Here is a 10,838-nt window from a genome sequence, read left to right on the forward strand (position 1 = left end):
TGCCTCAAAACTTGATCCGGGGGGGGGTTGCACCGGGGGGGGGGGGGGGGGGGGGGGGGGGGTGTGCGCGGGGGGGGGGGGGGGGCCCGGCCGGGCCCCCCGCGGCCGACCGGACGGCCGCGCTCGACGAGTTGATCAAGGCCGCCAAGGCCGAGGGCGGGACGATCATCGGCCACTCCATTATCGAGGACGTGCGGGCGAGAAAGGACGTCCTCGCGACGATGAAGAAGATGTACGGCATCGACGTGAAGTGGGAATACGTCGACTTCCCCAACCAGAACCGCTTCGCGGCCCGGCTGATGAAGGAAGCCAAGGCAGGCCGGCAGCCCTCGACGGACGTGTTCAACGGCACCCAGTCCACCATCCCACGACTTCTCAAGGCCAACATGCTCGCGGAAGTGAAGAACTGGCGCGAGCTCTATCCGCGCCTGCCCGAGGACGCCATCGTACCCGGAGGCGGCGCCATTCCGGAGCATACCCGCATCGGCGGTTTCGCCTACAACACGCGCCTCGTGCCCAAGGACAAGGTGCCGACGAAACTGGAAGACCTGCTGGATCCCTTCTGGAAGGGGAAACTCGCCTCCACGACCTACGCCGCGGTGTGGGACCGCGCGAGCGTGAGCGAGCAGGGCACCTTCGATGAGGAAAAGGCCGCACGCATCCGCGGCCTGCTGTCGGAGCTGGTCAAGAGGGGGCACATCGTCGGCCTCATCGGCTGCGGCGACGAGAACCGCATCGCCAGCGGCGAGTTCGTCGGGCTGGCGATGATGTGCAGCGCCAACAACGTGTGGAAAGGGGCGGCCAAGGGTGCGCCGCTGGGGATGGCCTACATCGAGGAAACCAACAACCTGAGCCACTCGTACATGGGGTTGTTGAAGCAGGCCAAGTATCCCAACACGGCCAAGCTGTTCATGGTGTTCATGCAGACGCCGGAGGGACAGGCGCTCAACCGGAAGTGGGAACTGGCGGACACCAGCTACTATCCCGAGAACACCATGTACAAGATCGCCAAGGACCTGAGGGACCGGGGCGTGGCGCCGCCGTACATCAGCATTCCGACGTACATGAAGGTCAAGCCGCAAGTGGAAAAGTGGAAGAGCGAGTACAAGAAGATCCTGGTGGGTCAGAAGAAGTAGGCGGATTCCCGCCCCCGATCGGGGTCGAGGGCAAGCTTTCGCTGGAATGACCGTGTCGCGGCGCGGCGCCGTGCTGCGATGAGGCCAGCTTTATGGACACCACCGTAACAGTCGACAGACCCGCGGGCGCGCGCCTGGGGCGTTTCCTGGGCGCGCGCTTCCTGCTTATCGCGTTCACCGGCGCGGTGCTGTCGGTGGTGCTGGTTCTGCTGGCGGTGGTCCTGGACATCGCTTTCCAGGACCCGCTGGATTCCTCCGTCTATACGCTCAAGAACTTCAGCGACCTCTACCTGGACCCCTTCGTCTACGGGGCACTGTACAACACGGCGGTTTTCACGGCGGTGACGGTGTTCGTCGCCCTGGTGTTCGCGGTGCCCATCGCGTGGCTCGCGGAGCGCACCGACCTTCCCGGCCGGAGCCTGGTCTTTCCGCTGATGACCGCCAGCGCCATCATCCCGGGCACCTTCGGCGCCCTGGGCTGGCTGTTCATGTTCCATCCGAGGATCGGCACCATCAATCACTGGCTGATGAATCTGGTGCCGTTCATCGACTCCCCGCCCATCAACATCGTTTCGGTGTCGGGCATGGGGTTCATCTCGGGCCTCGGGCTCTCGTCGCTGGCGTTCATCATGCTGGCGGCTACGTTCCGCGCCATGGACCCGGCCCTGGAGGAGAGCGCGCAGATCCATGGCCTGAGCTTTCCCCAGCGAATCTGGCACGTGACGCTGCCGCTCATGTGGCCGGGCATCCTGGCGGCGGGCATCTACGTCGGCACCATCGGCCTCGCCTCCTTCGACGTCCCCGCCATCATCGGCATGGCGAACCGCATCTTCACCTTCAGCACGTTCGTATTCAACGAAGCGGACCCGCAGGAGGGGCCGCCGAACTTCAGCATCGTCGGCGCGGCCAGCGTGCTGATGATCGTGGTGGGGTTGCTGCTGAGCTGGTGGTACCTGAAGGTGATCAGCCGCTCCCACCGCTACACGGTGGTCACCGGCAAGAGCTACCGTCCCAACATCGTCCCGCTGGGACGGTGGTGGATCGCGGGCTGGGCGTTCATCGGCATCAAGCTGGGGCTGGGCATCGTGTTTCCGTTTCTGGCCTTGGTGTGGGCTTCGCTGATGCCCTACTTCCAGCCGTTCTCCATGCAGGCGCTGGCGTTCGTGTCACTGGACAACTTCCGGCAGATCCCCTGGGACATCTTCTGGATGGCGACCAAGAACACCGCGATCCTGACGCTGACCGTGCCGACGATCCTGATGTTCATCGGACTGGCGATCTCGTGGGTGGTGATCCGTTCCGGGTTCCGCTACGCGTGGCTGGTGGACATGATCGCGTTCCTGCCCCACGCCGTGCCCAACCTCATCTTCTCCGTGGCCATCCTGGTCATCGCGCTGTTCTGGCTTCCGGAATACATCCCCTTCTACAACACCGTGTACATCATCCTGGTGGTCTTCGTGATCGCGCGCATCAGCTTCCCCACCCGGGTCTACAACAACGCCTTGCTGCAGATACACAAGGAACTGGACGAGGCCGCCTACGTCTCTGGACTCGGCCCCTTCGGCGTGCTGCGGAACATCCTGGTGCCGCTGCTGGCGCCGGCGACGCTCTATGCCTGGATCTGGGTCGCGCTGCTTTCGTACCGGGAACTGACCCTGGCCGCCTTCCTCACCGCCAAGGACAACCAGACCCTGCCCACCCTGGTGCTGAGCTTCGTCACCCGCGGCGAGTCCACCGTGGCCGCGGCCATCTCGCTGCTCCTCCTGGCCTTCATGGTGCCGCTGGTCGTGCTGTACTTCTTCTTCGGCCGCCGCACGTTGCAACTGGGCGGCGCCTGAGCCAGGACGACCTCAATTCAAACGTTCACCGGTATCCGGCGAAAAGTACGAAACTCTGCCGAGATCGAAGGCCAGGTTGAGAGTCGAGCCGGGTTGAGCCTGAGTCTCGGAATGAAGTCGCGCCGTGACCTGTTTGCCGCCAAGCAAGGTAACGACAAAGGTGTCGGCGCCAGCCGGTTCCACCATGTCGATCAGGCATTCCGCCGTCTGAACGTCCTCGCCGGCGCGAAATCCCGCCTCCACGATATCCTCGGGCCGAAGCCCCAGGACCACCTCTTCAGGCAGATCGTCGCGGTGGCTGTCGATCAACACGAACGGCGAGGCCCCGGCCCGCTCGATCTCGATCCTCCTGCCGTTGCCGTCTCGCGATGTCCTGGCCGGGATCAGGTTCATCGCGGGGCTTCCCATGAAGTCGGCGACGAACAGGTTGGCCGGGCGCCCGTATATTTCGGCCGGTGAGCCGATCTGCTGCACGACCCCATCCTTGAGAACCACGATCTTGGTCGCAAGCGTCATCGCTTCGATCTGGTCATGGGTCACGTAGACCATCGTGGCGCCGAGGTCGTGATGCAGCTTCTTGATTTCCAGGCGCATCTCGACCCGCAGCTTGGCGTCGAGATTCGACAGGGGTTCATCGAAGAGGAACAATTGGGGATCGCGCACAAGCGCCCGGCCCATGGCCACGCGTTGGCGTTGGCCGCCGGAGAGCTGACTGGGACGCCGGTCGAGAAGCTCCTCGATCTGAAGCTGCCGCGCCACCTCCTGCAACTTCCTGGCCTGGCTCGCCCGGTCCACCCCGCGCACCTTCATGCCGAACGTGATGTTCTTGGCCACGCTCATGGTCGGATACAGCGCGTAGGACTGGAACACCATCGCGATGTTGCGGTCCTTGGGGCTCACGTGAGTCATGTCGCGTCCGCCTATATGGATCGTCCCTCCGGAAATCGGCTCGAGCCCTGCAATGCAGTTCAGCAGGGTGGACTTACCGCAGCCCGACGGACCTACGAGCACGAGGAAGCCCCCGGCTTCCATGGAAACATTGATCCCTTTCAGGATTTCCACCGCGCCAAAGCTCTTGCACAGATTCCTTATCTCAAGGATCGGTGTCATCCGATCACCCTTTCACGGAGCCCGCGGTCAGCCCACGGATGAAGTATTTGCCGGCCAAGGCGTAGACGAGCAGCGTAGGGAGCGCGGCGATCATGGCGGCGGCCATGTCCACGTTGTATTCCTTCACGCCGGTCGTCGAGTTCACGATATTGTTCAAGGCAACCGTCACGGGTTGCGTGCCCGCTTGGCTGAAGCTCACGCCGAAGAGGAAGTCATTCCAGATCTGGGTAAACTGCCAGATCACGGTGACCATCAAGATCGGCAGGCTGAGCGGCATGAAAATGGACCAGAAGATGCGGAAGAAGCCCGCACCGTCCACCTTGGCCGCCTTCACCAACTCGATCGGGATGGTGACGTAGTAGTTCCGGAAGAACAGCGTGGTGAACCCGATGCCATAGACCACGTGAACGAAGACCAATCCGGAAAGCGTGCCTGCCAGGCCCATGAACCCCAGCATCTGCGCCATCGGCAGCAGCACCACCTGGAACGGTATGAAGCAACCGAACAGCATCAGCGAGAAGATCAGGTTCGCACCGCGGAACTTCCATTGCGCTATCACGTAACCGTTCACCGCCCCGAGAAGGGTCGAGATTGCCACCGCCGGCACCGTCAGCGCCACGGAGTTCCAGAAGTACGGCCGAAGCCCCTCACACTGAATACCGGAGCAGGCGCTGGACCAGGCCGTACCCCAAGCTTCGAGGGTCACCCGGCCCGGTAGCGCAACCAAGCCTCCCGCTCGGATTTCCTCGAGGCTCTTCAGCGACGTGGTGATCATCACGAAAAGCGGCATCAAGTAGAACAGCGCGAACAACCCAAGGACGGCAAACAACAACCAACGCAAGGCCCATTGGCGGCCACCGAACGCACCCGGCAGACTTCGCGTCGCGTCAGTCACGTTTCGCTCTCAGTTCCGAATAGAGGTAGGGCACGACAATCGCAAAGACCACCGCCATCATGACCATCGCCGAACTGGCCGCCTGGCCGAGATTGCCGCGCGAGAACGCCATCGCATACATGTAGGTGGCCGGAAGGTCGGTGGCATAGCCGGGGCCGCCGCCAGTCAAGGCGATGACCAGGTCGAAGCTCTTGATCGCCAGGTGGGCCAGCACGATGAAGGCGGACAGGAATATCGGCGCCATCGAAGGAATGATAATCGCGGAGTAGATGCGCCAGGTGGGAATGCCGTCAATCCTTGCGGCCTTGATGATCTCTTCATCAACGCTGCGCAACCCCGCAAGGAACAGGGCCATGACAAAGCCGCTCGCCTGCCAGACCGCGGCGATGACGATCGCGTAAATCGCCATGTCGGGGTCGATGATCCAATCGAAGGAAAAGGCCTCGAACCCCCAGCCTCGGACCAGCGCCTCGATTCCGAGGCCCGGGTTCATGATCCATTTCCACGCCGTCCCGGTCACGATCATCGAGAGAGCCATGGGGTACAGGTAGATCGTGCGCAGCGCCCCCTCGGCCCTGATCTTCTGGTCGAGAAGAATGGCCAGCAAGAGCCCCAGCAGCATCGAGACCACGATGAACAGGACGCCGAAAATGAACAGATTGTCCATGGCCGTATCCCAGCGGGGCGCCGCGAACAACCGGTCGTATTGGATGAACCCTTCGATCTCGTACTTCGGCAAAAGGCGCGAACGTGTCAGCGAGACCCACGCCGTCCAGGCAATGAACCCGTACACGAAGATCAGGACGGCAAGAAACGACGGGGCGAGAACTATCCTCGGTACGTTGCGTTCCAGCCACTCGGTCATCGACATCGACCCTTACGGAAAGAGCGGTCCCGTGCCCACCAGTGGCCTGTAGCATGTTACAGGCCACTGAGTTGCAGGCACGGGACCCGAGCGCACTACATCGAGTTGGCAACGGCCTCGGCCAACATCTTTACCGCGTCAGCCGACGACATGTCCGAGTTGAAGTGTGCCGTCACCACGTCGGTGATGGCACCGGCCTGCGCGCCGCGCAGCGCCATGCCATGGGCGTAACTGGGCAAGAGCGAGCCGCCTTTCGAGCTCGCCGCCATATCCCGAGCCGACAGGTGCGCGCAACTGTCGAACTCGTCCAGTGCCACGTCCGTGCGTGCCGGGATCGAACCCTTGTTCAGGTTGAATGTCTTCTGGAAGTTCTTGCCGACGATCAACTTGGCCAGCAGCAACTGGCCGGACTTCTTGTCCTCGCCCTCCACGTTGAACATTGCAAAGCTGTCAACGTTGTACAGAAACCCGTCGCCGGGCGTCGAAGCGCAGAGAAAGTCCTTTCCCGGCACCTTGCCAGCGGCCAGGAATTCGCCCTTGGCCCAGTCTCCCATGATCTGGAAGGCGGCTTCGCCGTTTATCACCATGGCCGTAGCCAGGTTCCAGTCGCGACCCGAGAAATTCCGGTCGACGAAACCGCGCAGAGTGCGCATCTGATCGAAGACGGCAACCATCGCGTCCGAAGTCAGGGCATCCTTGTCCAATTCGACGAAGGCTTTGCGGAAGCCGTCAGCGCCCAAGACACCCAGTGCAACCGCTTCAAACACGGTGGCGTCCTGCCAGGCCTGCCCGCCGTGGGCCAGAGGGATGATGCCTGCCGCCTGCAGTTTCTTGGCTGCCGCGTTGAACTCGTCCCACGTGCCAGGCATTGCGATGCCGTTGGCCTTCAGCACCTCCGCATTGGCCCAGATCCAGTCCACTCGATGGACATTGACCGGTGCGGCACACCAGGCGCCTTCACATTTCATGTGACCGGCAATCGATGCCGGCAGCAGATCGGCCCAACCGTCAGCCTCGGCCACGGCCGAGATGTCGGCCAGCGCTCCTTCTTCATGCCACTCCTGGATGGCCGGGCCTTTCAGTTGCACCGCGGCCGGTGCGTTTCCGGACAGGACGCGGGCGCGCAGGGTCGTCATTGCAGCGTCGCCGCCGCCACCGGCTACGGGCATGTCCGTCCAGGTGCCGCCGTTGGCGGCAAATTCCTTCTGGAGCACGGCAACAGACTTGGCCTCGCCGCCCGAAGTCCACCAGTGCAGTACCTCTACCTGAGGTTCGGCAAGGGCCAAAGGTGCGCTAGCCAAGGTCATGGCCGCAACAGCCGCGAATACTGTTCTCTTCATCGACTTCATCGAGTACCTCCCATACGAATACAATTAACTTGCGAGACAACTCTGGGTCTCAAGCTTGCCGTGAAAACGTGCCTACCACAATTTCAGCACTTTGCGCATACACTCCCATGGCGACGACAAGATAAGTCTTCTGACTTGTTTCGGGGCCCGAGGTGACCTATGCAGCCGACGTACCGCCTACGCGGAGCCGGGCACAGACTGGGCAACGCGTTCCGCGCGGCTGGTGTATTCCTGCGACAGCGTCAGCGGGTTCCGGGTGTACAGGATGATGCGCGTGGTGAGCATGTCGCCGATGTTCCGGTGCGAGCAGCCGGGCGGGATCCACAGCATGTCGCCGGTGTCGAGAATGAACTCGCCCTGGGTGGTGCGCGTGCCGCGCTGGCCGGTCAATTGGAACGCCACCTCGTCCTGGTTGAAACCCCGGTGGTAGATGCGCTGGGAGTCGGCCCGGACGGTCATTTCCACCATCAGATCCTCGTTCTCGATGAGCTCGAAGTGCTGGCCGCCCGACGGCCCTTCGTCCACTTGGTCCAGCACCTCCGAGGGCTTGAGCAGCAGGCACTCCGCCGCGGTGGTGCGCTCGTCCTTGGCCGGGTAGCCCTGGGCCACGTGCAGGGGCTTGCTGGTGTACACCACCAGCCGGGTGCCGCCGGCGGGATTGGCGCGCGCCACGCCTGGAGGGAGCGCCAGCACGTCCCCCTGAGTCAGGTCGAACTCCCCCTTCGCGGTCGGCACGGTGCCGGAGCCGCCCACCTGGACGCACACCAAGTGCCGGTCGCGTGAAGCCGCGGCAGGCTCGGCGGAGGCGCCGGTGACCAACTCGATGCTGACGTCGTCATTGGACAGCACCGGAAGGCGCCGCTCTTCGCCGTTCTCGCCTGGAAGGGGCGTCGTCAACACGCTCAGAGGCTTGAGCAACAGGCACGGGCGTTCGAACGTCTCGGTGCAGTTGATGACGTCCCTGTCCTCGTCGATCTCCTTCCACTCACGCTTGGGCTCGTGGCCGCCGAGGTTGCCGATAAAGGAATAGGTATTGATTTCCTTGATGGCCATGTCGTGTTCCTCCTTCGCGCTCGGGTTTCAGGCGTTGGCTGCGGTCTTCCACCAGTCGGCTTCCTTGTGGACCGTGGTTTCGACCGTGAAGGTGCTGTTGTAGACGTGGTGCGTGGGGTCGATGGGCACGTGCCAGCGCAGCTTGCTGTAGAAGTTCAGGCGCAGGAAGTCCTGGCCGTCCGGCGGTACGCTGATGACGCTGTGTGAGATGCCCAGCGGGATGATGGTGATCTCGCCGGGGGACACCGCCACGTTCTCGAACTCGGAGAGGTCGAGGGCGTCGCCACGGAACTGGATGCGCACTTCCTCACTCTGGAGCGCGCGGTGGAAGGCGAACTGCTCGTCCTGCATGTTGTAGGTGCGCACGCGCATGCTCTGGGACTCCATCAGCGCCAGCAGTCCCGCTTCGCCTCCGGCCTTCCCCAGCACCATGGTGAAGTGGTCGAAGGCGCGCAGCTTGCGGATGCCGCTCTCCTGCTGTTTCGGCTTGAGCGTGGACACGCCCACGAGGGAGTCGTAGTCACGCTCCACCACCGTGAGGTCGTCGGGCTCGTCATCCCAGAAGTGCATCTTCTCCGTCACGCGCCCGCGGACGTCTTCGTTGGGGGTCTCCAGGCCGCTCCAGTTAGGGCCGCCGTGGCGTTTCACGACGAATGACTGGTGGCTCGTGTACTTCTCCTCGTCCAGGACGTAGTCCACGGCCTCGCGGTTGATGCAGAAGTAGCGCAGGCTGTCGTTGCGTCCGATGGAGCGATGGGAGATGCCGCCGGGGACCAGCATCACCTCGCCCGGCGTCATCTCGTAGACGCCGAACTCCGTCTCCACCGTGGTGTTGCCGCAGAACTGGAAGTAGAGCATGTCGCAGTCGACGTAGCGGTGAAACGCGTCCTGGACGCCGACGACACTTTCGGCGCCGATCCGGTGGTTCTCGTTCTCCAGGAACACCAGCGACTGGTTGGGGACGCTGAGCATGTCGAATGGGCGGAACTTGGGATTGTAGCGAGTGCTGCGGGCCGTATTCATCAGACCCGCCTTCTTCCGTTCGGACCACGCGGCCAAGCCGGGTCTGGGGAAGTCCTTCCACGTGGTCATGAACTCGCCGATGTCCTTCTGCGAGTAGACCTTCTTCTCGGCGGCTTCGATCTGTTCCTTGGTGGCCATGGGCGTCCTCCGAGGCAGGGCGTGCGGCTACGGTTGCGGACGGCGTCCCCCTGCCGTTGTTTGTTCGCGACACGCATGGGACGATACATCACCCGACACGCGGTTGGCAATACGGCCGGTACCAACACCCCGAATACGCCATTCCCCCGCGGAACAGGCTGTGTAAAACCCCATCTGAGAAAGGCAACAACCCCCTGAAACGTCATTCCCGCGGAAGCGGGAATCCAGGAGGGGTGAGGCGGGGAAACGCCGCCGTAGCGCCCCGCCACCGCCCCTGGATTCCCGCTTCCGCGGGAATGACGTTTTGTTACGAAGGGGCGTTGTGAGTTTCGACACAGGCGGTTTCGCAAGAATGTCGATTCGGTTTTTTGGCGGAGGCTGCCGTGGGATTTGACCGCCAGCGTGCAACGCAGTATGTGCAGTGTATCTGCAACTGAACGGCGTCTTCGGGTACCCCCGCAACGCCGCCATGACATTGACTCGTCAGGAGACCTGTATGCGTTTGAAGGACAAGATCGCCATCGTCACAGGGGCCAACGCCGAGTTCGGCAGCATCATCAGCAAGGCGTTCGCCGCCGAGGGGGCCGACGTCGTGTGCGCCGACTGGAAGCAGGAGGACGCGGACGTCGCGGCGGAGCGCGTGCGCGCGGCCGGTCGCGAGGCACTGGCGCTGGGCGTGGACCTGCGGGAGAAGGAGGAGGTCGAGGTCATGGTGCGGCGCACCGTGGAGACCTACGGGCGACTCGACATCCTGGTCAACGCCACGGCGCGCCCGCATCACCAGGAGTTCCTGAACTTCAAGGAAGAGGACTTCGACGACACGCTGGCGCGCGGCGTCAAGCCCTACTTCCTCACCGGGCAGGCCGCGGCCAACGAGATGGTCAAGCGGCGCTACGGCAAGATCGTCAACCTCACCTCCATCGTGGCCAAGCTGGGGCCCGGACAGGCGGTGGACTGGGCCGCCGACCGCGGCGCGGTGGACGGGCTCACGCGCTCCATGGCCCACGCCCTGGGCTTCTGGGGCATCAACGTCAACGGGGTAGCGCGCGGCAATACCCAGCGCCCGCCCTACTCGGAGGGGGTGCTGGAGCGGCTCCGGCGCCTGCCCCTGGGCCGGACGGAGTATCCGGAGGACATGGGTCCGCCCACCGTGTTCCTGGCGTCGGACGACGCCGCCTACGTCACCGGCACGGTTCTCTACGTGGACGGCGGCTATACCGTGGCCGCGGTGACCGACGACCGGTTCCGGCCCGAGTGGGCCAAGGCGGGCAACCAGGGGTGGGACCCCACCCGAGGAGTTGCGGAATGAGACTTGAAGACAAGATCGCGGTGGTGACCGGAGTGGGGGGCCGTATCGGCGGCCTCGTAGCCCTGGCCTACGCCCGGGAGGGCGCCCACGTCGCGGCGGTGGACGAGGACGGGGACAAGGCC

The 10,838-nt window shown here is 63.5% G+C and carries 9 protein-coding genes; 3 read left to right on the plus strand and 6 right to left on the minus strand.

The genetic code is table 11. The annotated features are described in order from the left end of the window. Window positions 1–131 precede the first annotated feature (131 nt). Together OXU42_16345 and OXU42_16350 are read left to right on the plus strand one after the other, a co-directional pair. Window positions 132–1,136 (plus strand): ABC transporter substrate-binding protein, encoded by a 1,005-nt coding sequence (locus tag OXU42_16345; protein MDE0030958.1) that lies wholly within the window; start codon window positions 132–134, stop codon window positions 1,134–1,136. Window positions 1,137–1,228: 92 nt separating this feature from the next. Beyond that, entirely contained in the window at window positions 1,229–2,974 is a 1,746-nt protein-coding gene (locus OXU42_16350; GenBank protein ID MDE0030959.1) for an ABC transporter permease subunit, read from the plus strand. Window positions 2,975–2,986: 12 nt separating this feature from the next. Here OXU42_16350 and ugpC read toward each other — a convergent pair whose 3' ends face one another. The 6 genes from ugpC to OXU42_16380 all read right to left on the minus strand — a co-directional run bounded on the left by ugpC (window position 2,987) and on the right by OXU42_16380 (window position 9,407). Next, entirely contained in the window at window positions 2,987–4,084 is a 1,098-nt protein-coding gene (gene ugpC, locus OXU42_16355; protein MDE0030960.1) for a sn-glycerol-3-phosphate ABC transporter ATP-binding protein UgpC, read from the minus strand. Between the two features lie 4 nt (window positions 4,085–4,088). Next, the gene (locus OXU42_16360; GenBank protein ID MDE0030961.1) at window positions 4,089–4,979 is read right to left on the minus strand and encodes a carbohydrate ABC transporter permease; all 891 of its coding nucleotides are present in this window, start codon (window positions 4,977–4,979) and stop codon (window positions 4,089–4,091) included. Further along, on the minus strand, window positions 4,972–5,844 hold the full coding sequence (locus tag OXU42_16365; GenBank protein MDE0030962.1) for a sugar ABC transporter permease: 873 nt from the start codon (window positions 5,842–5,844) through the stop codon (window positions 4,972–4,974). The genes OXU42_16360 and OXU42_16365 overlap by 8 nt, the downstream gene beginning before the upstream one ends. Before the next feature lie 95 nt (window positions 5,845–5,939). Beyond that, complete coding sequence (locus OXU42_16370; GenBank protein MDE0030963.1) at window positions 5,940–7,184, minus strand: ABC transporter substrate-binding protein; 1,245 nt, start codon at window positions 7,182–7,184, stop codon at window positions 5,940–5,942. A 186-nt stretch (window positions 7,185–7,370) separates the two neighbouring features. After that, window positions 7,371–8,246, minus strand: a complete 876-nt coding sequence (locus OXU42_16375) for a hypothetical protein (protein ID MDE0030964.1) — start codon at window positions 8,244–8,246, stop codon at window positions 7,371–7,373. A gap of 27 nt (window positions 8,247–8,273) precedes the next feature. Continuing rightward, a complete protein-coding gene (locus OXU42_16380) occupies window positions 8,274–9,407 on the minus strand; it encodes a hypothetical protein (protein ID MDE0030965.1) in 1,134 nt (377 codons plus the stop codon). 496 nt (window positions 9,408–9,903) lie between these two features. Here OXU42_16380 and OXU42_16385 point away from each other — a divergent pair, with 496 nt between their 5' ends. Next, the gene (locus OXU42_16385; GenBank protein MDE0030966.1) at window positions 9,904–10,716 is read left to right on the plus strand and encodes an SDR family oxidoreductase; all 813 of its coding nucleotides are present in this window, start codon (window positions 9,904–9,906) and stop codon (window positions 10,714–10,716) included. Window positions 10,717–10,838: the final 122 nt, after the last annotated feature.

Source organism: Deltaproteobacteria bacterium, assembly GCA_028818775.1.
GTDB lineage: Bacteria > Desulfobacterota > Binatia > UBA9968 > JAJDTQ01 > JAJDTQ01.

Excerpts from the sequence above, each read along its gene's own strand:
- ugpC (MDE0030960.1), bottom strand. The coding sequence starts at position 4,084 with ATGACACCGATCCTTGAGATAAGGAATCTGTGCAAGAGCTTTGGCGCG.
- OXU42_16385 (MDE0030966.1), top strand. The coding sequence starts at position 9,904 with ATGCGTTTGAAGGACAAGATCGCCATCGTCACAGGGGCCAACGCCGAG.
- OXU42_16375 (MDE0030964.1), bottom strand. The coding sequence starts at position 8,246 with ATGGCCATCAAGGAAATCAATACCTATTCCTTTATCGGCAACCTCGGC.
- OXU42_16350 (MDE0030959.1), top strand. The coding sequence starts at position 1,229 with ATGGACACCACCGTAACAGTCGACAGACCCGCGGGCGCGCGCCTGGGG.
- OXU42_16370 (MDE0030963.1), bottom strand. The coding sequence starts at position 7,184 with ATGAAGAGAACAGTATTCGCGGCTGTTGCGGCCATGACCTTGGCTAGC.
- OXU42_16380 (MDE0030965.1), bottom strand. The coding sequence starts at position 9,407 with ATGGCCACCAAGGAACAGATCGAAGCCGCCGAGAAGAAGGTCTACTCG.
- OXU42_16365 (MDE0030962.1), bottom strand. The coding sequence starts at position 5,844 with ATGACCGAGTGGCTGGAACGCAACGTACCGAGGATAGTTCTCGCCCCG.